The organism is Rhodococcus sp. IEGM 1305, from assembly GCF_030058635.1.
Lineage (GTDB): Bacteria > Actinomycetota > Actinomycetes > Mycobacteriales > Mycobacteriaceae > Rhodococcus_F > Rhodococcus_F opacus_D.
The window spans coordinates 95,785-117,071 of record NZ_JASHKX010000009.1; the positions used below are offsets into that span (position 1 = coordinate 95,785).

Annotated in this window: 22 protein-coding genes and 1 pseudogene; 9 read left to right on the forward strand and 14 right to left on the reverse strand. The window is 68.6% G+C overall.

The window, feature by feature from the left end:
• Positions 1-6: 6 nt before the first annotated feature.
• The 10 genes and pseudogenes from QM693_RS16385 to QM693_RS16435 form a co-directional block, all read right to left on the reverse strand.
• Positions 7-837: an ABC transporter permease gene (locus QM693_RS16385; RefSeq protein WP_009474694.1), complete on the reverse strand. Its 831-nt coding sequence runs from the start codon at positions 835-837 to the stop codon at positions 7-9.
• Positions 834-1,820 (reverse strand): daunorubicin resistance protein DrrA family ABC transporter ATP-binding protein, encoded by a 987-nt coding sequence (locus QM693_RS16390; RefSeq protein ID WP_005252054.1) that lies wholly within the window; start codon positions 1,818-1,820, stop codon positions 834-836. The genes QM693_RS16385 and QM693_RS16390 overlap by 4 nt, the downstream gene beginning before the upstream one ends.
• Before the next feature lie 146 nt (positions 1,821-1,966).
• Positions 1,967-2,880, reverse strand: a pseudogene (locus tag QM693_RS16395) (hypothetical protein).
• Positions 2,881-3,050: 170 nt separating this feature from the next.
• A complete protein-coding gene (menE, locus tag QM693_RS16405; RefSeq protein WP_283352869.1) occupies positions 3,051-4,196 on the reverse strand; it encodes an o-succinylbenzoate--CoA ligase in 1,146 nt (381 codons plus the stop codon).
• Positions 4,193-4,492, reverse strand: coding sequence for a DUF3349 domain-containing protein (locus QM693_RS16410; RefSeq protein WP_009474690.1), 300 nt, complete (start codon positions 4,490-4,492; stop codon positions 4,193-4,195). The genes menE and QM693_RS16410 overlap by 4 nt, the downstream gene beginning before the upstream one ends.
• A gap of 2 nt (positions 4,493-4,494) precedes the next feature.
• The gene (locus tag QM693_RS16415; RefSeq protein ID WP_105415925.1) at positions 4,495-4,848 is read right to left on the reverse strand and encodes a DUF3349 domain-containing protein; all 354 of its coding nucleotides are present in this window, start codon (positions 4,846-4,848) and stop codon (positions 4,495-4,497) included.
• Positions 4,849-4,893: 45 nt separating this feature from the next.
• Positions 4,894-5,160: a hypothetical protein gene (locus tag QM693_RS16420; RefSeq protein WP_105415923.1), complete on the reverse strand. Its 267-nt coding sequence runs from the start codon at positions 5,158-5,160 to the stop codon at positions 4,894-4,896.
• Between the two features lie 10 nt (positions 5,161-5,170).
• The gene (locus tag QM693_RS16425; protein ID WP_280779913.1) at positions 5,171-6,379 is read right to left on the reverse strand and encodes an inorganic phosphate transporter; all 1,209 of its coding nucleotides are present in this window, start codon (positions 6,377-6,379) and stop codon (positions 5,171-5,173) included.
• A gap of 79 nt (positions 6,380-6,458) precedes the next feature.
• Positions 6,459-6,854 (reverse strand): VOC family protein, encoded by a 396-nt coding sequence (locus QM693_RS16430; protein WP_280779914.1) that lies wholly within the window; start codon positions 6,852-6,854, stop codon positions 6,459-6,461.
• 3 nt (positions 6,855-6,857) lie between these two features.
• Positions 6,858-7,307 (reverse strand): hypothetical protein, encoded by a 450-nt coding sequence (locus tag QM693_RS16435; RefSeq protein WP_037233459.1) that lies wholly within the window; start codon positions 7,305-7,307, stop codon positions 6,858-6,860.
• Between the two features lie 153 nt (positions 7,308-7,460).
• Between QM693_RS16435 and QM693_RS16440 the strand changes: the two genes are divergently transcribed.
• Positions 7,461-9,788, forward strand: a complete 2,328-nt coding sequence (locus QM693_RS16440; RefSeq protein ID WP_283352870.1) for an arylsulfatase — start codon at positions 7,461-7,463, stop codon at positions 9,786-9,788.
• A gap of 4 nt (positions 9,789-9,792) precedes the next feature.
• Here QM693_RS16440 and QM693_RS16445 read toward each other — a convergent pair whose 3' ends face one another.
• On the reverse strand, positions 9,793-10,686 hold the full coding sequence (locus QM693_RS16445) for a 1,4-dihydroxy-2-naphthoyl-CoA synthase (protein ID WP_005252069.1): 894 nt from the start codon (positions 10,684-10,686) through the stop codon (positions 9,793-9,795).
• 73 nt (positions 10,687-10,759) lie between these two features.
• Between QM693_RS16445 and QM693_RS16450 the strand changes: the two genes are divergently transcribed.
• The 3 genes from QM693_RS16450 to QM693_RS16460 are packed head-to-tail and all read left to right on the forward strand — an operon-like array spanning position 10,760 to position 12,911.
• Complete coding sequence (locus QM693_RS16450) at positions 10,760-11,413, forward strand: PaaI family thioesterase (RefSeq protein ID WP_005258299.1); 654 nt, start codon at positions 10,760-10,762, stop codon at positions 11,411-11,413.
• A gap of 4 nt (positions 11,414-11,417) precedes the next feature.
• On the forward strand, positions 11,418-12,419 hold the full coding sequence (locus tag QM693_RS16455) for an o-succinylbenzoate synthase (RefSeq protein WP_283352871.1): 1,002 nt from the start codon (positions 11,418-11,420) through the stop codon (positions 12,417-12,419).
• Between the two features lie 45 nt (positions 12,420-12,464).
• Positions 12,465-12,911 (forward strand): DUF6918 family protein, encoded by a 447-nt coding sequence (locus QM693_RS16460; RefSeq protein WP_283331045.1) that lies wholly within the window; start codon positions 12,465-12,467, stop codon positions 12,909-12,911.
• Between the two features lie 54 nt (positions 12,912-12,965).
• Here QM693_RS16460 and QM693_RS16465 read toward each other — a convergent pair whose 3' ends face one another.
• Positions 12,966-13,793 carry a siderophore-interacting protein gene (locus tag QM693_RS16465; protein WP_283352872.1) on the reverse strand — a complete coding sequence of 276 codons (828 nt, stop codon included), beginning with the start codon at positions 13,791-13,793 and terminating at the stop codon, positions 12,966-12,968.
• Between the two features lie 61 nt (positions 13,794-13,854).
• On the reverse strand, positions 13,855-14,451 hold the full coding sequence (locus QM693_RS16470; RefSeq protein WP_283352873.1) for a flavin reductase family protein: 597 nt from the start codon (positions 14,449-14,451) through the stop codon (positions 13,855-13,857).
• Positions 14,452-14,544: 93 nt separating this feature from the next.
• Here QM693_RS16470 and menD point away from each other — a divergent pair, with 93 nt between their 5' ends.
• From menD to QM693_RS16495, 5 genes are all read left to right on the forward strand, one after another.
• Positions 14,545-16,170 (forward strand): 2-succinyl-5-enolpyruvyl-6-hydroxy-3-cyclohexene-1-carboxylic-acid synthase, encoded by a 1,626-nt coding sequence (gene menD / locus QM693_RS16475; protein WP_009474677.1) that lies wholly within the window; start codon positions 14,545-14,547, stop codon positions 16,168-16,170.
• On the forward strand, positions 16,167-16,607 hold the full coding sequence (locus QM693_RS16480; RefSeq protein ID WP_283352874.1) for a DUF3592 domain-containing protein: 441 nt from the start codon (positions 16,167-16,169) through the stop codon (positions 16,605-16,607). The genes menD and QM693_RS16480 overlap by 4 nt, the downstream gene beginning before the upstream one ends.
• A gap of 72 nt (positions 16,608-16,679) precedes the next feature.
• Entirely contained in the window at positions 16,680-17,825 is a 1,146-nt protein-coding gene (locus QM693_RS16485; RefSeq protein ID WP_283352875.1) for a glycosyltransferase family 4 protein, read from the forward strand.
• 56 nt (positions 17,826-17,881) lie between these two features.
• On the forward strand, positions 17,882-19,258 hold the full coding sequence (locus tag QM693_RS16490; protein ID WP_283352905.1) for an NAD-dependent succinate-semialdehyde dehydrogenase: 1,377 nt from the start codon (positions 17,882-17,884) through the stop codon (positions 19,256-19,258).
• Positions 19,259-19,320: 62 nt separating this feature from the next.
• Complete coding sequence (locus QM693_RS16495; RefSeq protein ID WP_005252082.1) at positions 19,321-20,019, forward strand: demethylmenaquinone methyltransferase; 699 nt, start codon at positions 19,321-19,323, stop codon at positions 20,017-20,019.
• Between the two features lie 3 nt (positions 20,020-20,022).
• Here the strand turns inward: QM693_RS16495 and QM693_RS16500 are convergent, their stop codons facing one another.
• A complete protein-coding gene (locus QM693_RS16500) occupies positions 20,023-21,285 on the reverse strand; it encodes a geranylgeranyl reductase family protein (RefSeq protein WP_283331054.1) in 1,263 nt (420 codons plus the stop codon).
• Positions 21,286-21,287 lie beyond the last annotated feature (2 nt).

Genomic DNA, 21,287 nt, shown 5'->3' on the forward strand with positions numbered 1-21,287 from the left:
CGGGTGTCAGGCCTTACGCATGTACGTCCGGACCGTCAGCGGTGCCATGATCGCGACGATCACGGCGGCGCCGAGCAGCGACCACACGACGTGGACACCGAAGTGGCCGTCGTTGACGAGTTCACGCACCGCGGTCACGACGTGCGACACGGGGTTGACGTTCACGAACGCCTGCATCCAGCCCGGCATCGTGTCGGCGGGCACGAACGCGTTCGACATGAACGTCAGCGGGAACAGGATGAGCATCGAAATGCCCTGCACCGACGACGCTTTGCTCATCAGGACACCCATCAGGGCGAAGATCCAGCTGATCGAGAAGGCGCAGACGATGACGAGCGCGCCGGCCGACACCACCCCGACGACACCGCCGCCGGGCCGGTACCCCATCGCGATACCGACGGCGAACGTGATGGTCGTGGCGATGCCGTACCGCACGACGTCGGCGAGGAGCGCACCGGACAGCGGCGCGATGCGGGCGATCGGCAGGGACTTGAAGCGGTCGAAGACGCCCTTGTCCATGTCTTCCCGCAACTGGGTGCCCGTCACGATCGACGTGGTGATCACCGTCTGGACCAGGATGCCCGGGATGATGATCGGCAGATACGACGCCACGTCGCCGGAGATGGCGCCACCGAAGATGTACGTGAACATCAACGTGAAGATGATCGGCTGGACGACGACGTCGAACAGTTGCTCCGGGTTGTGCTTGATCTTGAGCAGTCCCCGGTACGCCATGGTCAGCGTGTTCGCGACGGACTGCTCGAGGCTGATCCGGTTCCGGGCTTCCGGAATCGGTTGGGGGCCCGCGTGAGTGCGGGATTCGAGGGTGGTGGTCATGCGACGCTCCGTTCGGTGTCGGCCTCGGTGGCGTCTGCGCCGTGGCCGGTGATGGTGAGGAAGACCTCGTCGAGACTCGGCTTCTGGACGGTGATCTCGTCGACGGCGATCCCGTGGTCGCGCAACCGGATCAGGAGTTCCACGGTGAGCGACGGATCGGTCATCGGCGCGGTGAGGCGGCCGATCTCCGGCGTGATCGCGACCTCCACACCGAGGGTGTGGGCGATCACCGACCGCGCGTCGTCGGTCTGCCCGCGATCGACCAGGGTCAACTGCAGCGAGGAGACGCCCACGGACGCCTTCAACTCGTCGGCCGTGCCGTCCGCGATCACCTTTCCGCGGTCGATGACGGCGATCCGATCGGCCAGCTGATCCGCCTCGTCGAGGTACTGCGTGGTGAGCAGCACCGTCGACCCGTCCGCGACCAGCCTGCGGATGGTGTCCCACATCTGGGCGCGCGTCCGAGGGTCCAGACCCGTCGTCGGCTCGTCGAGGAACAGCAGCGGGGGATGGGCGATCAGGCTGGCCGCCAGGTCCAGACGTCGACGCATGCCGCCCGAGAAATTCTTGAGCGGCTTCGTCGCCGCCTCGGTGAGGTCGAACTCCTCGAGCAGTTCCGTGCACTTGCGGCGGGCATCGCCCCGGCTCAGACCGAGCAACCGGGCGAAGATCACCAGATTTTCGACCGCCGACAGGTCCTCGTCGACGGACGCGTACTGGCCCGTGACACCGACCAGCGAGCGCACCGCGTTGGGTTCGCGCACCACGTCGTGGCCGAAGATGCGGGCCTCGCCGCCGTCCGGACGCAACAACGTCGCAAGCATCCGCACCGTCGTGGTCTTGCCGGCGCCGTTCGGGCCGAGCACTCCGTACACCGACCCGGTCGGAACGGACAGGCTCACGCCGTCGACGGCGCGCTGACGGCCGAAGAGTTTCACGAGCCCGTCGGCCTCGATGGCTGGGGGAGTTGCAGTGAGGTTCATGCCGTAGACGATGCAGCCCACTCCTTGCAGCGGGCTTGCACGCCTCTTGCACGGGCTTGCGGACGCCGTTGTCCTGCGGATTCAGACACTGGTGGGAATCAGGGGCTATTGCGGCGGAATCCGGCGAATGTCTCAGCAAACGTCTGTCAGCGCCGGTGCCCGGCACGCGCGCAAGCCCTGTCGAAGCGCGCCTTGACGGCAGCGAAATCGAACAGGTCGCGCCATGTCCACCGGACGACCTCGTACCCGGCGTCGCGGATCGCGTCCTCCCGGAGCTTCTCGCGGTGGACCGCCACTGCCGCCTGGCCACCGTCGACGCCGTATTTCCCCATACCGTCGAACTCCCCGACCACGCCGAATTCTCTCCAGAAGAAATCGACTCTGCCGAGGAAGACACCGGTGCCGTCGTGGAGGACGTGCTGGAGTTCGGGAGACGGCAGGTCGTGCTGGCGGATCCGGATGCGGCTCAGCGATTCCCCAGGGCTCTCGCTGCGACCGTCGAGGAAACTCGCTGCCCGCCGCGCCGTCGCGATGCCCTTGCGAGGTCCCGCCCGGCCGACCTCGTCCAGAATCTCGTCGAGCGAGACGAGTCGACGATGCAGCGCCGAATCGCCGATGACGACGGCTTGGTCGAACGTCGAGATGCGTGCGGTGTCGACCACAGTCCGGGCGGGGGAGGTGACCGCCAGCCCGCCCAGGGTGACGACGTCGGACGCGTCCAACGGTGTGGCGTGGACGTGGACTCCCGTGGTTCGGCCACCACCGGAGGCGTGGTTCCTCGTCAGATGCACCCGTTCCAATGGAAGGTCGCCGAGGTCCATGCCGTGCAGCAGTGCCGCAGAGGTGTGGCTCACACGACGCCGGGTGGGCGCGACTGCAGGGCCGCCGCAATGCGGGCCCGATGCAGCGCAGGCGCATCGAGTGCGGCGAAGTGCTCGTCGGAAACGTACGCACCCGCCGCGATTCGCACGAGACGCCCGGAATCGCGTGCATGCCGGATCTCGGAGTCGGTGAAACCGTCGGCCAAGGCTCTGCGTCGGAAGATCACGTCGTCGCTCATGGCGACATCGTGCCCCACCCCGCAGTGGTGATCGGTTCGCTCACCTGGGATTTCGGCGGAGCCTGTGGATAGAGCTCGACTTGTGGACAACAGCATCCGCGTGGATTTTGGCCAGACGCGCGGAAATTGCGGGCGCATCTGGCCAATGTCTCCGCAGACGGGCGGACCCGCTAGCCGAACCGCGATTCCAGCGCGCGCCGGTCGATCTTCCCCGGACCTCGGAGGGGGAGGGTGTCGACGAGGTGCAGTTCGCGGGGGGCGGCGGTGGGGTCGAGGGTGCGTTCGACGAAGGAGCGGAGTTCGGCGAGTGTCGGTGCGGTGCCGGGCTCGGCGACGACGACGGCGGTGACGCGGCGCCCCAGTCGCTCGTCGGGGAGGCCGATCACCGCGCATTCCCGGACGCCGGGGTGCGCGACGAGAGCCGCTTCGACCACCTGCGGGACGACGGTGAGACCGCCGGTGGAGATGGCTTCGTCGAGCCTGCCGGAGATGCTGAGGACGCCGTCGGTGACGGCGCCGGCATCGTCGGTGCGGAACCAGCCGGGTTCGGCGAACGCCGGATGGTCGGGGAGTCCGCGGTAACCGGACGCGAGCATGGGTCCGCCGAGGAGGACACGGCCGTCACCGTCGATCCGTACGTGGGTCCCGTCGAGGGGCACCCCGTCGTATACGCATCCACCGCACGTCTCGCTCATTCCATACGTACGGACGACGGTGATGCCGGCGTCGGTTGCGCGACGTAGGACGGGGGCGGGGGTGGCGGCTCCGCCGAGGAGGACGGCGTCGAGTGCGGCCAGCGACGCCACGGCGTCGGGGTGGTCGAGGGCCTTGACCAGCTGGGTCGGAACGAGCGATGTGTAGCGGCGGGGGCCGCTCATCGACGCGACTGCGGCAGGCAGTGCACCGGGGTCGAAGCCGTCGGTCACGTCGATCACCACCGGCTCGGTGCCGGCGAGGACACTGCGCAGCAACACCTGCATGCCCGCGATGTGGTGGGCGGGAAGCGTCAGCAGCCAGGAGCCCGCACCCCCGAGCCGCGCGTGCGTCGCGTCACCGCTCGCGCGGAGTGCGGCCGCGGAGAGCATGGCCCCCTTCGGCACTCCCGTCGTCCCGGACGTCGCGACCACGAGGGCGACACCGTCGTCGATCGGCTCCCCGGGGTGCAGTGCGTCCGTCAGTCGCCGGGTCTCCCGCTCGTCCGCGGCGGGGACGGGCAGCGCGGCGGGGGCGGTTCCGTCGAGGATCGCCGACAGCTGCGGCAGGAGGCCGAGAACCCCGACACCGGACGGGACGGGCAGGACCTGCAGTTCGCTCACTGGGCGGGCCCGGCCAGCGGCCAGCCGCCGGCGGCGAGGTTGCTGCGCACCCGGTCGACGTCCGACTCCAGCGGCAACTCGTCGGTGACCTTGGTGATGAGCACCTGGATGTCGGTCTTCTCGATGGGAATGTCGCCCTCCTCGACGAGGGCGTCGGCGACGGCGTCCACCTCGTCTTCCGACAGCCGGCGGGTGAGCAGCGCGAACAACGGAATGTAGTCCTGCTCGGGTACGCCGTTGGGGTAGCCGGCTCGCAGCCAGCCGATGATGGAGGAGAGAAACGGTGGAAGGCTCATGGCTAGCCTGCGTCGCGGGTTTCTTCCCCGTCGCCGGAACCGTCGCCGCATTCGGCGTCGGGTCCGACCGGCCACCCTCCGGCCTCGAGGTTCTCCGTCACCCGGGCGACGTCCTCTTCGGAGGGTTCCTCGTGGGTGATCTCGCTGATGAGGCGGCGGATGTTGTCGTAGTCGACGTGGCGTTCGGGTGTCTCGTGGGCCGTCTCGATGGACAGCGCGACGACCTGTTCGATTTCCTCGTCGGTGAGACGGCGACGCAGCACGGCCAGCAACGCGAAATGGTCTTTCGCCGGGATTCCCTCGGGGTACCCGGCGCGTAGCCAGTCGAGCACGGAGCGAAGTGAATTCTTGGGCACGCGTTCGGCTTCTTTCGTCGATGGAACGGGACTCGTGGTCGCCGCTCAGAAGATGTGGATACCGAAGCTGCTGGCCAAAAAGCCCTGCATCAAGAGAAGTATCCCAGTGATGATCGCGATCAGCACCACGGCGAAACAGGCCCAGGCGCCGATCCGGCCTGCGACGGTCGGCTGCGAGACTCCCTCACCGGTGTCCGTGCCGCCGAGCGAGCGCAGTCCGAGCGCGAAGATCGCGGGTAGGCCGGCACCGAACAGCAGACCGACGAGGATGACCTGCCAGAGCGAGTTGACGGTGGTGGTGAGCAGTGTCATGGCGAGCCCCTCAGCGGTTCGCGGCGGGACCGGCGGAGTCCGCGGTCTCGGCCACACCCGGTTCGGTGGGTTCGGCGGGAACGTCGGCGTCGCCCGACTCCCACTCGGCGTTTACGTTGCCGGACGTCACCGGCTGCAGGCGGGAGCGGAGGTACATGAACCCGGCGAGCAGGATCAGGGCGGCGAACACGATGAGAACACCGGGCAGACCGCCGATCATGTGGGCGATGACCCAGCACACGGCTCCCACGATCGCCGCGGACGGCAGCGTGACCAGCCACGCGACGGCCATGCGCCCGGCGATGCCCCAGCGGACCTCGGCGCCCTTGCGGCCGAGACCGGTGCCGAGGATGGAACCGGTTGCGACGTGTGTCGTGGACAGCGGCAGTCCGAGGTGGCTGGACGTCAGGATGATGGCGGCGGACGACGACTCCGCGGCCATGCCCTGGGGAGCGGCGATCTCGACGAGTCCCTTGCCGAGCGTGCGAATGATGCGCCAGCCGCCGAGGTAGGTGCCGAGCGCGATGGCGATGGCGCAACTGAGCTTCACCCAGAACGGCATCTCGTCGTCTGCGGACAGGCTTCCGTGCGCGACGAGTGCGAGGAAGATCACGCCCATTGTCTTCTGGGCGTCGTTGGTTCCGTGGGCCAGCGACACCAGGGACGCGGAACCGATCTGGCCGATGCGGAACCCGTGCTCCTTGGTGTCCTCGGGCACGCCGGAGGTAATCCGGTAGACCAGCTTGGTGCCCGCAGTGGCGACCAGCGCTGCGACCACCGGGGCGAGGACGGCGGGAACCACGACCTTGCTGAGCACGCCGCCCCACTCGACACCGCTCATGCCGATGGACGCGATGGCCGCACCGATCAGTCCGCCGAACAGTGCGTGGGACGAGCTCGACGGCAGGCCCAGCAGCCACGTCGCCAGATTCCAGATGATGCCGCCGACCAGGCCGGCGAACACGATGAGCAGCAGATCCTCGCCGCCCACTTCTCCCAGATTGACCACACCCTTGGCGACTGTCGCCGCCACCTCCACGGACAGGAACGCGCCGACCAGATTCAACGATGCGGAGAGCGCGACAGCGGCCTTGGGTCGCAGAGCTCCCGTCGCGATCGAGGTGGCCATTGCATTGCCGGTGTCGTGAAAGCCGTTCGTGAAATCGAAAGCGAGGGCGGTGACGACCACCACCAGGAGAACTACGAGCTCTGCGGTCACACCCAGATTGTGCGGATTTCAACCGAAAATGTACAGCTGACGTCCGGTGTACAGGATCACTCCTGCGTATGGCCTTCCGTCAGTTCTCACCCTTCGGACGGGAGTCGCGGCGGATGGGGTGATCCTCCGGGATCTGCACCAGAACGATCGGGATTCCGTCGGGGTCCGCGATCCACATCTCGAACAGTCCCCACGGTTCCTGCCGGGCCTCGCGGTCGATCTTCACCCCGGCGAGAACCAGCTCGGTCTGCACCGCGGTGAGATCGCGAACCTGCAGCCACAGGGCGCCGTCGAAGGAGGACGACTCGCCCGTTCCGCCGTGCGCGGCCACTTCGATCAGGCCCTGACCGGCGAAGAACACCGTGCCACCGGGGTATTCGCGGGCGGTCGCGAGCCCGAGGATGTCGCGGTAGAAGCTCAGCGTCGTCGTGTAGTCGCGCGGCCGCAGAATCGTCCTGCTGCTGAGGATCTCCACCCGTCACCCTCCTTCGCCGGGCCGGGCTTCGTGCCCCGTCCGGCCGTGTGTTCGTCGATCTTCCTTCATCTCCGCCTCGAACAGGTGCCGCCGTCCGTCGGCGAGTTCGTGACGTGCGCCACGCTCGTGCTCGCGCAGCGGCGACCAGTAGTGGTCGTCGAACTCCTCGACGAGCTGGAACGTCCATCGGCCCTCGACGACGTTGCGTCCCACGAGTTCGGACTGCACCCGGTCTGCGACGGCCGCGTGTCCCGCGTCGCGGAGCGCGTCGACGGCTTCGCCGAGCTGAAGGTCGGCGTGTCCGATCAGCTGATGGAACGAGTAGAGGTGCCCGCGGGCACGCTCGACCGTTTCGAGGGCCTCCGACAACTTCCCGAGCGCGGCGACGGTGTCGTCGCTCACTCCGGGCGGACGACGATGTTCCGGTGCGGGGAGCTCGCGGTCGATGCTCATGTGGGTCAGTGTGCCCGAATCGGAGACCTCGCGTGCCCTCTCCTGCCGAGGCGACGAATCCGTCCGCGTATTTCACCCTCCGAGGGTGTACTCGCGCCCGGCCGCCCGGTGCTGGACTGGATCGACAGCATCGGACGACGAGGGGACCGGGCCATGAAATCGAGTGTGACAGGTGAGCCGATACCGGGTGGCGAATCGTTACCGTTCCCGCCGACGCCGTCGGGAAGCATCGCCGGCCGGACCATGCAGGAGTCGGTGTACAGCCCACTTCCGAAGGAGCGGCGGCTCCCCAGCGACGCCCCGAACATTCTGATCGTCCTCATCGACGACGCCGGGCCGGGCCTGCCGAGCGGCCTCGGCGGTGAGGTGAACACCCCGACGCTCGACGCGATGTTGCAGGACGGTGTCGGGTACAACCGATTCCATACGACCGCAATGTGTTCGCCGACCCGGGCGTCGCTGCTGACCGGACGCAACCACCATCGCGTCGGCAACGGGCAGATCGCCGAGCTGGCCAACGACTGGGACGGCTACTCCGGCCACATCCCGAGGTCGAGTGCGACGGGGCCCGAGGTGCTGCGCCACTACGGTTACAGCACTGCCGCTTTCGGGAAATGGCACAACACGCCGGCCGAGGAGACCACGGCCGCCGGCCCGTTCGACAACTGGCCGACGGGTCTCGGGTTCGAGTACTTCTACGGCTTCCTCGCAGGCGAGGCGTCGCAGTACGAGCCGAACCTGGTGCGGAACACGACGGTGGTGCTGCCGCCGAAGACCCCGGAGCAGGGCTACCACCTCAGTGAGGATCTCGCGGACGACGCCATCGGCTGGCTGCGCAGGCACAAGGCGTTCGACGCCGACAAACCGTTCTTCATGTACTGGGCCAGCGGCTGCCTGCACGGACCGCACCACATCATGAAGCCGTGGGCCGACAAGTACGCCGGGAAGTTCGACGACGGCTGGGATGCCTACCGGGAGCGGGTCTTCACGAGGGCGAAGGAGAAGGGATGGATTCCCCCCGAAGCGGAGCTGACCGACCGCGACCCGACGATGGCCGCATGGGACGACATTCCCGAGGACGAGAAGCCGTTCCAGCGCCGGCTGATGGAGGTCGCGGCCGGGTACGCCGAGCACTGTGACGTCCAGGTGGGCAGGCTGTTCGACGAGCTCGACCGTCTGGGGTACCGGGACGACACGCTGATCCTGTACATCTGGGGCGACAACGGCTCGTCGGGTGAAGGTCAGAACGGCACGATCAGTGAACTGTTGGCGCAGAACGGTATTCCGACCACACCGGCGCAGCACATCGCGGCCCTCGAGGAACTCGGTGGCCTCGACGTCCTGGGGTCGCCGAAGACCGACAACATGTATCACGCGGGCTGGGCGTGGGCGGGCAGCGCACCCTACAAGGGGATGAAGCTGCTGGCGTCCCATCTCGGTGGCACCCGCAACCCGATGGTCGTGCGGTGGCCGGCGAAGGTGACACCGGACACGACACCCCGCACGCATTTCCTGCACTGCAACGACGTGGTGCCGACGCTGTACGACATCGTCGGGATCACCCCGCCGCGGACGGTGAACGGTGTTCCGCAGGACCCGGTGGACGGCGCCAGCTTCGCGCAGACGCTCGTCGAACGCGGCGCCACCGGGGGAAAGCTCACCCAGTATTTCGAGATCATGGGCAGCCGGGCGATCTACCACGACGGCTGGATGGCGTCCGCGTTCGGGCCACGCGCACCCTGGGCGGCGGGTGTGCCCGGTGGCATCCGCGACTGGAGCCCGGACGACGACACGTGGGAGCTCTACAACCTGGACGAGGACTGGACTCAGAATCGGGACCTCGCCGAGCAGCATCCGCAGAAGCTGGCGCAACTGCGGGAACTGTTCGCGATCGAGGCCGCGAAGAACAACGTGCTCCCCATCGGCGGCGGGCTGTGGGTCATCGCGCTGCATCCCGAGCAGCGGATCACGACGCCGTACACGAGCTGGGAGTTCTCCGGCGACACGATCCGGATGCCCGAGTTCTGCGCTCCCGCGCTGGGCAACAAGAACAACCGGGTCACCCTCGACCTCTCCGCGCCGGAGAATCCGAGCGGAGTGCTCTACGCACTGGGAAGCAACGCCGGCGGACTCACGTGCTTCGTCGACGACGGCTACCTCTGCTACGAGTACAACCTGTTCATCCTGATGCGCACCAAGATTCGTTCGACCGTGCCGATCCCGCCGGGCGCCCGCACGGTGCAGGTGGTCACGGAGTTCATCGAGGCGCGGCCCGGTGGCCCGCTGAACGTGAAGCTCTGTGTCGACGGCAGTGTCGTCGGGGAGGGGCAGGTGCCGGTGAGCGTGCCGTTGCTGTTCACAGCCAACGACTGTCTCGACGTCGGCACCTGCCTCGGTTCCCCGGTGTCGCTGGACTACTACGACCGGGCGCCGTTCCCGTTCAACGGCACCATCGACCGCATGGCGGTCGAGTACACGTAGGCGCTCAGAAATACCAGGGATACGGCTTCCAGTCGGGTTCGCGCTTTTCGAGGAAGGAATCGCGGCCCTCGACGGCCTCGTCCGTCATGTACGCCATGCGGGTTGCCTCGCCGGCGAACAGTTGCTGACCGACGAGTCCGTCGTCCTGCAGGTTGAACGCGTACTTGAGCATGCGCTGGGCCTGCGGGGACTTGCCGTTGATCTTGGTGGCCCAGTCGATTGCCACATCCTCGAGTTCGGCGTGGTCGACGACCTTGTTGACGGCGCCCATCTGGTGCATCTCCTCCGCGGTGTACGTCTCACCGAGGAAGAAGATCTCGCGGGCGAACTTCTGGCCGACCATCTTGGCGAGGTAGGCGCTGCCGTATCCACCGTCGAAGCTGCCGACGTCGGCGTCGGTCTGCTTGAAACGGGCGTGTTCGCGGCTGGCGAGGGTCAGGTCGCAGACCACGTGGAGGCTGTGACCGCCGCCCGCGGCCCAGCCGTTGACGAGGCAGATGACGACCTTCGGCATGAACCGGATCAGGCGCTGAACCTCGAGGATGTGAAGACGTCCGGCGCGGGCCTTGTCGACGGTGTCCGCGGTTTCGCCTTCCGCATACTGGTATCCGCTGCGTCCGCGGATGCGCTGGTCGCCGCCGGAGCAGAACGCCCAGCCCTCGTCCTTGGGGCTCGGACCGTTGCCGGTGAGCAGCACGGCGCCCACGTCGGACGTCATCCGGGCGTGGTCGAGCGCCTGGTACAACTCGTCGACGGTGTGCGGGCGGAACGCGTTGCGCACTTCGGGACGGTCGAACGCCACCCGGACGATTCCCTGGGTGACATGCCGGTGGTAGGTGATGTCGGTCAGGTTCTCGAAACCGGGAACCGGTCGCCAGTGCTGCGGGTTGAAAGTCACGGCTCCGAGGTTATCGGGTGCGGTTGACGGGTGTCCGCGCGCGCAGGACTTTGCCCGGGTTTACCGTGCAGGTATGAGCGAACAGGCTGCCGACGTCACCCGTCTCGACGGCAAGGGCGACGACGAGTACGAGCACCACGGCGGGTTCCCCAAATACGAGCCGGTGACACCCGGCCCGGACTGGCCGCGGTTCGTCGAGGGAATGCGCACGTTGCAGGACCTCGCGGTATCGGTCGACGCCCCGGACGACGTGCTCGCGCAGGCCGCGGACCAGGTGGAGAAGCTGGCCGAACTGCTCGGACCGCACGTCGTCCCCGAGGGGCGGTCGCCGGCGGGCCGCACGATCGAGTTGCCGGGCCGGGGGAGTCTCCTCATGCCGCCGTGGAACATCGAGAAGTTCGGGCCCGAGGGCGTGCGTAGTGCGGGCATGTTCCGGCGCTACCACCTCGGTGGCAACGGTGCCGCGCACGGCGGCACGCTGCCGCTGCTGTTCGACGACCTGATGGGCATGATCGTCCACGCGTACGGGCGGCCCATCAGCCGCACCGCCTACCTGCATGTGAACTACCGCGCGATCACACCGCTCGACACGCGTCTGACCGTCGAGGGCAGCGTCGACCGCGTGGAGGGGCGCAAGACGTTCATCACCGCACGGTTGATGCAGGACGACACACTGCTCGCCGACTGCGAGGCCCTGATGCTCCAGTTGCTGCCCGGGCAGCCCTGACGTCGTGACGTCCCTGCCCTCGGTGGAGGAGGTCCTGGCCGACGCCGTCGTGGTGAGTCTGCCCATGCGCCTGCGGTTCCGCGGCATCACGACGCGAGAAGCGTTGCTGCTGCGCGGTCCCGCGGGGTGGGGTGAGTTCGCGCCGTTCCCCGAGTACGCGGACGACGAGGCGGCGCACTGGTTGCAGTCGGCGATCGAGGACGCCTGGCTCGGGCCGCCGCCCGCGGTGCGAACGCGGGTGCCGATCAACGCCACCGTCCCTGCCGTCGACGCCGCCCGGGTGCCCGCCGTGCTCGAGCGTTACCCCGGCGCGCGGACCGCGAAAGTGAAAGTGGCCGAACGTGGTCAGACCCTCGACGACGACGTCGCGCGGGTGCGGGCGGTCCGCGCACTCGTTCCGAACGTGCGCGTCGACGCGAACGGGGGATGGTCGGTCGACGAGGCAGAGACCGCGCTGCGGGCCCTGACCGTCGACGGTCCGCTCGAATACGCCGAGCAGCCGTGCGCGAGCGTGCCCGAGCTGGTGGAGGTCCGCAGGCGGATGCCCGACGTGCGGGTGGCCGCCGACGAGAGCATCCGGCGCGCCGAGGATCCGCTGAAGGTCGTGCGGGCCGGTGGTGCCGACGTGGCCGTCGTGAAGGTCGCCCCGCTCGGGGGAATGCGGCGACTGCTGTCGCTCGCGGACGAGTTGTCCTCGTACGGTGTGCCGGTGGTCGTGTCGAGCGCATTGGACACCGCTGTCGGCATCGCTGCCGGTGTCGCCGCTGCCGCCGCCCTCCCCGAATTGCAGTTCGCGTGCGGTCTGGGTACCGGGGGACTCTTCGAGTCGGACGTGGCCCGCCCCCGCGAACCCGTCGACGGCGAACTCACCGTCGAAGCGGTGGCACCCGACGTCGAACGCGTCACGGCCCTCGCCGCGTCCGCGGAGCGTTCACGCTGGTGGATCGAGCGGGCACGCCGGTGCCATGGCCTGCTCGAACAACGCGGAGTCCGGTTTTTCGTATAGTGTCTGGCCGGACCTGATCGCTCAGTCAATACGGAGGCATTGAAAGTGGTTGCAGCTCTGAACGAAACCCTGCTCGACGAGTCGCGCGTTCCTGCGGTCATCGCAGACGTCCAGGCTCTCATCGACGCCGAGGTTTCGGACAAGTCGGGGGCCTCGGGACTGGCACTCAAGGGTGGATACGGCGCCGTCAAGAAGGTGGGACCGTCGATCGTGCCGGACGCCATCGAGGGCCTGCTGCCGGCATTCGTCACCAAGCTCGAGCCGTACTGGCAGGCCTTCATCGCCAGTGGTGAGGCCGGATTCTCCGAGTACCTGGTCGCGCGCAGCGACGAGGTCGCGGACTCGCTCCTCGGTGTGACCGACGAGCGCATCGAGGGCAGCGACCGCGGTGCTGTCAAGAAGGTGTACTCGTCGCTGCGTCCGTCGGCGAAGAAGAATGTGATCGAGGCACTTCCGCGTCTGGGCGCCCTCGTTCAGAAGCACGCCAACTGAGAACCCAGGTGAGTGGCCCGGCGCGCTCCGGCGTGCCGTGCCACTCACCTGTGGTCAGTTGGCAGCGTGGCCGTGGCGCCAATACCCGGTGAACGAGATGTTCGCCTTCGGGATGTGGCGCTCGTTCACGAGGTGGCGCCGCAACGCCGTCGTCAGCTCGCTCTCACCGGCCACGAACGTGTAGGACGGTCCGGTCGGCAACTGCGCCTGTTTCACGGTGTTCAGCGCGAGCACTCCCGGACGGGCATCGGCGTCCTCGCGCACCAGCCAGTGCACGTTCACGCCGTCACCCACCGAAACTTCCTGAGCGTCTTCGGCATCGGGAATCTCGACGAACACTTCGGCCCGCAGGTCCGGCGGCGCCGACCGCAGGATCCCGACGATGGCGGGAAGCGCGCTCTCGTCACCGACGAGCAATTGCCACTCAGCATCCGGCGTCGGGTTGTAGATCAGCCCCTCGTCGAGGATCGCCACCTCGTCACCGGCCGCGGCCGAGTTCGCCCACGCCGACGCGGGACCGAGGTCGCCGTGCGAGGCGAAGTCGATGTCGATCTCGGTGCTGTCGCCGAACGTTCCCGATCCCGCCACCCGGATCTCGCGGATCGTGTAGTTGCGCACGACCGGCCGGGTGTCCTTGGACATCAGCTTGTACTGCGCGTACCAGAGGTTGCTCGCGCTGGTCGGAAGCCGCAGCGTGCTCTGTCCCCGCTGGGGGATGAACATCCGGAACCACTGGTCGAACCCCATCGGGCTGACGGAGTCGAGTTCCTCGCCCGCGATGGTGACGCGGACGAAGTTCGGGCTGATCTGCTTGCCCGCGACGACGCGTGCGGACGCGATCCGGCGACTCTGAGGTTTCACGAACTTGCTGCGTTGAGCCATGGCGTCGGCTTCTCCCCCGGTATCGGTGCGATTTGTCAGGTAAGCCTAACCAATCGATCGGTTATGCGGGGCGACGCGGTCGGTCGAGCATCACGACCTTCGGCGGCAGACCCCACTCGTTGCGGCCGAGGCGGCTGAGAGGGGCGAGTTCCCGGAAGTCCGGAAGTCCGTCGTCGGCGAGCGCCTCGGGCCGCACCGCGACCGTGACGACGTCGCCCATCACCACGAACGAATCACCGACAGGTATGACCTGGTGCAGGGTGCACTCGATGGCGACCGGCGAACCCGCGACCCGGGCGGGACGGACCCGCTCGCTGGGTTCGGTGTCGATGCCCAGCGCGGCGAACTCGTCGACCTCGCTGTCGAACGTGGCGGAGCTGGCGTTCACCGTCGAGATCAGCGGCTCGGTCGCCACGTTGATCACGAACTCTCCCGTCGCCTCGATGTTGCGGAGGCTGTCCTTGCGGGTCACCGAGGTGAACTGCACGACCGGCGGGTGGGTGCTGGACACCGAGAAGAAGCTGTACGGGGCCAGGTTTGCCACCCCGTCCGCCGAGACGGTGGACACCCACGCGATCGGCCGGGGCACGATCGACGCGGTCAGCACCTGATACATGCGGTGTGGGGGAAGCTCGGCGGGATCGAAGAGAGTGCGCATGCGTTCATGGTGTCAGCGCCCGCGATGTGGCCGTGAACTCACCCGGCGAGGTCGCCGGACGGGGTTGCCGGAGTATCTGACACTCTTGATGTCGTGAACCCGTCCACTGCACAAGCCACCGCGGTCGTCGACGAACTGGTCCGCGGGGGAGTACGCGAGGTCGTGCTCTGCCCGGGTTCGCGCAACGCGCCGTTGGCATTCGCCCTGCAGGCCGCCGATCTCGAGGGCCGATTGCGTCTGCACATGCGCATCGACGAACGCACCGCGGGATTCCTCGCGCTCGGCCTGGCTGTGGCCGGCAAGCGCCCCGTCCCGATCGTCATGACGTCCGGCACCGCGGTCGCCAATCTAGGACCGGCGGTGCTCGAAGCGAACTACGCCCGGGTGCCGCTCGTGGTGCTCAGCGCCAACCGCCCGTACGAGATGCTCGGCACGGGTGCCAACCAGACCATCGAGCAACTCGGACTGTTCGGCAGCCAGGTGCGCGCGACCATCAGCCTGGGCCTGGCCGAGGACGATGCCGGGCAGAACAGCCAGTGGCGTTCGGCGGTGTGCCGGGTCCTCGCCGCAGCGCGCGGCACGAGGTCGGGCAACGCCGGTCCCGTGCACTTCGACATCCCGCTCCGGGAACCGCTCGTTCCCGACGTCCACGCGCAGGGCCCGGTCCCGCAGGGACGACCGGGTGGGGCGGCGTGGACCACCACCCAGCACGCGACGCTCGACGTGCCGATGGACCTCGACCTCACCCCCGACACCATCGTGATCTCCGGGCACGGGTCCGCGCTGCGGCCGGAACTCGCCGGACTTCCGACGGTCGCCGAGCCGACCGCGCCGCTGCACGGCATCCCGGTGCATCCGATGGCGTTGCCGCAGCTCAAACCGCGGCAGGCCGTCATCACCGGGCGCCCCACCCTCCACCGGTCCGTGTCGAAGGTCCTCGCCGATCCGTCGGTGGCCGTCTACGCGCTCACCACCGGCCCCCGCTGGCCCGACGTGTCCGGCAACGTGCTGGCCACCGGCACCCGCGCGGTCGTGTCCGGTGAACCCGACCGGGCCTGGATCAATCGGTGCCGCACGCTGTCCGAGCACACCGACAAGGCGGTGCGCGCGCAGCTCGCCGCACACCCGAAGGCGACGGGACTGCACGTGGCGGCCGCCGTCATGGACGCCCTGACCGACGGTGACCAGTTGCTGCTCGGGGCGTCCAACCCCGTGCGGGACGCCGCGCTCGTCAGCTATCCGGCGCCGAAGATCCGGGTGCTGTCCAACCGGGGTGTCGCCGGCATCGACGGCACCGTGTCCGCCGCGGTCGGGGCGGCCCTGGCCTACGAGGAGGGGCGGACGGTGGCCCTGCTGGGCGACCTCACGTTCCTGCACGACGCGTCCGGGCTGCTCATCGGTTCGGGCGAACCGCGTCCCCGGGACCTGACCATCGTGGTCGCGAACGACGACGGTGGCGGCATCTTCGAACTGCTCGAACAGGGCGATCCCCAGTATGCCGGGGTATTCGAGCGGGTTTTCGGCACTCCGCACGGGATGGATCTCGCCGCACTCTGCGCTGCCTACCGGGTGGAGCATCACCTGGTGGGGTTGGGTGAGCTCTCGACACGGCTGAGTGCGCCGGAGGCGCCCGGCGACCGCGGCATCCGGGTGCTCGAGGTGACCACCGAACGTTCCGGGCTGCGCGAACTGCACGCCGCGGTGCGGGCACAACTGTGAATGCGCGGGTGTCGCGGCGCGTCCGGCGGGGGGTGCTGGTGACGGCGATCGGCATCTCGGTCCTCGCCGTGCTTCTCGTGCTGGCCGCCTGGCGCAACGACCACACCATCCAATCCGACCGGGGCGTGGCCACGGCGGAGGTGCTGTCGGCGGGATCGCTGAGGTCCGCCATCAGCTTCGTCACGCCCGACGGGGTGACGCACAACCCCGAACTGGGCGTGTTGTACCCGACCAAGCTCACGGTGGGGCAGCGGATCGACGTCGAGTACGCGCGCAGCGACCCCGACCTGGTGCGGGTGTCCGGACGCGACGCCAGCGTGGCCGTCGTCCCCGCCGGTTCGCTGATCGTCGTGACCTGGCTGATCGCGGGACCGGTGATCTGGTACCTGCGGCGGCGGGAAAGTTCGGCGGAGGCCCGGCCGGCAGTGTCATCCTGAGTTTCCCGGAACTTCGCGCGACGGTCACGTCGATCTCGCTGCTGTGACCACGAGCACTGCCACGCTGAGCGCGTGAGAGTAGCCATCGTCGCGGAATCGTTTCTTCCCAACATGAACGGTGTGACCAACTCGGTGCTGCGGGTTCTCGACCATTTGCAGCGCACCGGGCACCAGGCGATGGTCGTCGCCCCGGACACGGTCGGATCGCTGACGTCCGCGCCGACCGAACACGGCGGCGTACCCGTCTACCGGGTGCCTGCGGTGATGGTGCCGAAGGTCAGTTCGCTCCCGGTGGGCCTGCCGCAGCCCGGGCTCACCGCCGCGCTGCGGGCGTTCGACCCCGACGTCGTGCATCTGGCGTCGCCGTTCCTCCTCGGGGCGGGCGGGCTCGGTGCGGCGCACCGGCTCGACGTTCCCACCGTCGCGGTGTACCAGACGGACGTGGCGGGTTTCGCCGAGAGCTACGGCCTCGGCATCACCAGCCGTGCGGCGTGGGCCTGGACCCGTCGCATCCACCGGGGCTGCACGCGCACTCTCGCGCCGTCCACGTCGGCGGTCGAGGCGCTCGCCGAGCAGAGGATTCCGAGGGTCCACCGCTGGGCGCGCGGCGTGGAGACCGCTCGATTCGCGCCGTCGCGTCGCAGCACCGGTCTGCGGGACTCCTGGCTGGGCGGCTCGGATCGGCTGGTCGTCGGATTCGTGGGCAGGCTTGCACCCGAGAAACACGTCGAGCGGCTGGCGGCAGTCGCCGGCGACCAGCGGGTGCGGCTGGTGATCGTCGGCGACGGTCCGGAACGGGCGCGCCTGCAGAGGTTGATGCCCGATGCGGTGTTCACCGGCCAGCTCGGCGGTGTGGAGCTGGCCGAGGCCTATGCGAGCCTGGACGTCTTCGTCCACCCGGGCGAGCACGAGACGTTCTGCCAGGCGGTGCAGGAGGCGTTGTCCAGCGGGGTGCCGGTGATCGGACCGGATGCCGGTGGTCCGCGCGATCTGGTCGCGCACTGCCGCAACGGCTACCTGCTTCCGGTCGACCGGTTCGGCGAACTGCTGCCGAGCGCCCTCGAGGCGCTGCGCGACCGCCGCATGCGGGCCCGCTTCGGGGAGGCCGCCCGGCAGTCGGTGCTGCACCGCACGTGGCCTGCGATCTGCGACGAGCTGCTGGGTCACTACGCGGCGGTTGTGGGCGGGCAGGACTTTCGCGAGTCCCGGGCGGCCTGACCACCGCATCGATTCCGGTGGGGAATTCGAGAGGCTGTCTCGTGGTTGCCCGCAGTATGGCGAAGTACAAGACTGTCAATCCCGCGACCGGTGAAACCGTCCGGGAATTCACGACCTTGGACGATGCAGGAGTGGAGTCGGCGCTCTCCCGCGCCCACAGCGGATATCTCCACTGGCGGACCACCCCCGCCGAGGAACGCGCCCGGATCCTGGGCCGAACCGCCGATCTCTACGCGGAGCGCGAAGACGAACTGGCGCGGATGATCGCCCTCGAGATGGGCAAACCCGTCCGCGAGGCCAAGGGCGAAGTCAAGCTCTCCTCGGCGATCTACCGCTACTACGCGGACAACGGCCCCGCACTGCTCGAGGCGGAACGGCTCGACGTGCCGGGCGCGGACGAATCCGTGGTCTACCGCAGGCCGATCGGTGCGCTCGTCGGCGTGATGCCGTGGAACTACCCGTACTACCAGGTTGCCCGCTTCGCGGCGCCGAACCTCATGCTCGGCAACACCGTGCTGCTCAAGCACGCCCCGAACTGTCCGCAGTCGGCACTGCTGATGGAGGAGATCTTCCGGCAGGCCGGTCTCCCGGAGGATGCGTACATCAACGTGTTCGCCACCAACGAGCAGATCGCCGACATGATCGCGGATCCGCGTGTCCAGGGGGTCTCTCTCACCGGCAGTGAGCGGGCCGGGACCAGCGTCGCCGAGACGGCGGGCCGCAACCTCAAGAAGGTGGTGCTCGAACTCGGCGGGTCCGACGTGTTCGTCGTCCTCGACACCAACGATATGGACGCGACGGTCAAGACCGCGACCCGTGCCCGCCTGTCCAACGCGGGCCAGGCCTGCAATTCGCCCAAGCGATTCATCGTGACCGAGCCGAACTACGACGAGTTCGTCTCGAAGCTCGCCGCGTCCTTCAAGGCCACCCCGACCGGCGATCCGCTCGACGCGAAGACCGTCCTCGGGCCGCTGTCTTCGCAGAGCGCCGCGGATTCGCTGATCGAGCAGATCGAGGACGCCATCGCCAAGGGTGCGACGCTCCTCGCCGGCGGGAAGAAGATCGACGGCCCCGGCTCGTACGTCGAACCGACGCTGCTTGTCGACGTGACCCCCGAGATGCGGGCGTACAGCGAGGAATTGTTCGGACCGGTCGGCGTCGTCTACAAGGTCGCCACCGCCGACGAGGCCGTGGAACTCGCCAACTCCTCCTCCTACGGGCTCAGCGGCTCGGTGTGGAGCACCGACCTCGACGGGGCACGTGAGGTCGCCGACCGGCTCGACGTCGGCATGGCCTTCGTCAACGAGCACGGCACGACGCTTCCCGGGTTGCCGTTCGGCGGCGTCAAGCGTTCCGGCGTCGGCCGCGAACTCGGTCCGTGGGGAATGGACGAATTCGTCAACAAGAAGCTGGTGCGGGTCTCCAAGAAGTGACCGCCTCGCCACCGCGCCCGGCGCCGACATCGGCGCCGGGCGCGGTTGGTAGCGTTTCGGGCGTGGCAACTACACACGGTTCGCGGGCGTCGCTCGAAAAGGATCCGCACGAGGTCGCGTCGATGTTCGACGGCGTCGCGAAGCGCTACGACCTCACCAACACGATCCTGTCGTTCGGTCAGGACCGCAGTTGGCGCAAGGCGACGCGCTCGGCCCTGGCACTGAAGCCGGGGGAGCGCGTTCTCGACCTCGCGGCGGGGACCGGGGTGTCGACCGTCGAGCTCGGACGGTCGGGTGCGTGGTGCGTGGCCACCGACTTCTCCAAGGGAATGCTGCAGGCAGGCAGCGGACGCGACGTCCCGATGGTCGCGGGCGACGCGATGCACCTGCCCTACGCCGACGCCGTGTTCGACGCCGCGACCATCTCCTTCGGGCTGCGCAACGTCTCCGACTTCGATGCCGGTCTCCGCGAGATCGCCCGGGTCACCAAACCCGGCGGGCGCCTCGTCGTGAGCGAGTTCTCGACCCCGGTGTTCGGGCCGTTCCGCACGGTCTACATGGAGTACCTGATGAGGGCCCTGCCGCGGGTCGCGCGCGCCGTCAGCAGCAATCCCGACGCCTACGTGTACCTCGCGGAATCGATCCGCGCCTGGCCGACCCAGCAGGAACTCGCGCTGCGCATCGAGGCGGCCGGGTGGCGGAACGTGCAGTGGCGCAACCTCACCGGCGGTGTGGTGGCCCTGCACCGCGCCACCCGCTGAACCTCAGCCGAACAGCGGTCGCGAGTCGACCTTCGTCGACAGCAGACCGGACGCCCGCCACGCGCGGGCGGTGAGGTCGCTGTCTTCCTCGGTGACGAGGTTGCCCATGACCCGGACCGCGATGGTCATCAGCGCACGGGACCGCATCGCCACCGGACCGGACGCGGGCAGAACCCGGGGGACGGTCAGCAGCCCGGCGAGTCGCCGCGCCACGGAGAACGCCCGGCCGTACCGCTCCCGGAGAATCGCGGGCCACAGCTCCGTCAGGTCGTCGGAGTCGAGGATCTCCGCGACCAGGCGCCCCCCTTCGAGCCCGTAGTCGATGCCCTCGCCGTTCAGCGGATTCACGCATGCCGCCGCGTCGCCGATGATCGCCCAGTTCCGGCCGGCGATGTGCGACACCGCACCGCCCATCGGCAGCAACGCCGACGCCACCGCGCGGAGCTCGCCGTCCCACTTCCACTCGTCGCGCCGCTGCGCCGTGTACAGGTCGAGCAGCGGTCGCAGCGCACCCGGGGCCGGACGTTTGGCGGTGGCGAGGGTGCCGACCCCGATGTTCACCTCTCCGGTGCCGAGGGGGAACACCCAGCCGTAGCCCGACTGCAGCGTCCCCGCCCCGTCCCGCAGCTCGAGGTGCGAGGTGATCCACGGGTCGGCGCTGCGGTCGGTGGCGATGTAGGCGCGGGCGGCAACACCGTAAGCCGTGTCCCGGTGCCATTCACGGCCGAGCTGCTTGCCCAGTGTGGACCGGACGCCGTCGGCGACGATCAGCGTCCGGCAGCCGATGGTGTGGGTTCCGTCGGACGTCTTCAGCGTCACCGCCGTCACCCGGTCACCGTCCCGTTCGACGCCGATCGCCTTGGCGCCCTGCACCATGACGGCCCCGGCGTCGACGGCGGTCGCACGGATCTTGTCGTCCAGCTCGGTGCGGGCCACCGCACTGCCGACGGCCGGGAACGACCTTCCCGGCCACTCGAGTTCGAGCTCCTGACCGAACCCGCTGAGCCTCAGCCCGCGGTTGGTCCCTTTCGACCGCACCCAGTCGCCGAGACCGAGATGGTCGAGCTCGGCGACGGCACGCGGAGTGAGTCCGTCGCCACACGTCTTGTCGCGGGGAAACACCGCCGCGTCGGCGAGCACCACGTCACGTCCCGCGCGGGCCGCCCACGCGGCAGCCGAGGAACCGGCCGGACCAGCACCGATGACCAGGACATCGGTGGCGGTGGGAAGCGGGGATCCCGCGGGCGACTGTTCTGCTGCGACCACAC